This is a genomic window from Escherichia sp. MOD1-EC5189 (assembly GCF_002966045.1).
Taxonomy (GTDB): Bacteria; Pseudomonadota; Gammaproteobacteria; order Enterobacterales; family Enterobacteriaceae; genus Escherichia; species Escherichia coli_F.
Map to the genome: position 1 here is coordinate 1 of NZ_PTRX01000113.1, position 557 is coordinate 557.

A 557-nucleotide genomic window follows, 5' to 3' on the forward strand; every position below is an offset into this window, starting at 1 on the left:
GACACGCCGATCACCCGGACCATCACGTCGGCAAACATTGACCGACTGCGTTTTACCTTCGGCGTGCAGGCACTGGTGGAAACCACCTCAAAGGGGGACAGGAATCCATCGGAAGTCCGCCTGCTGGTTCAGATACAACGTAACGGTGGCTGGGTGACGGAAAAAGACATCACCATTAAGGGTAAAACCACTTCACAGTATCTGGCCTCGGTGGTGGTGGATAACCTGCCGCCGCGCCCGTTCAGTATCCGGATGCGCAGGATGACGCCGGACAGCACCACAGACCAGCTGCAGAACAAAACGCTCTGGTCGTCATACACCGAAATCATCGATGTGAAACAGTGCTACCCGAACACGGCACTGGTCGGCGTGCAGGTGGATTCGGAGCAGTTCGGCAGCCAGCAGGTGAGCCGTAATTATCATCTGCGCGGGCGCATTCTGCAGGTGCCGTCGAACTATAACCCGCAGACGCGGCAATACAGCGGTATCTGGGACGGAACGTTTAAGCCAGCATACAGCAACAACATGGCCTGGTGTCTGTGGGATATGCTGACCCA

Annotated in this window: 1 protein-coding gene; it reads left to right on the forward strand. The window is 56.7% G+C overall.

From position 1 onward, the window contains the following. On the forward strand, positions 1-557 hold a 557-nt coding region (locus tag ATB02_RS25785; RefSeq protein WP_198600611.1), incomplete at both ends, for a host specificity protein J.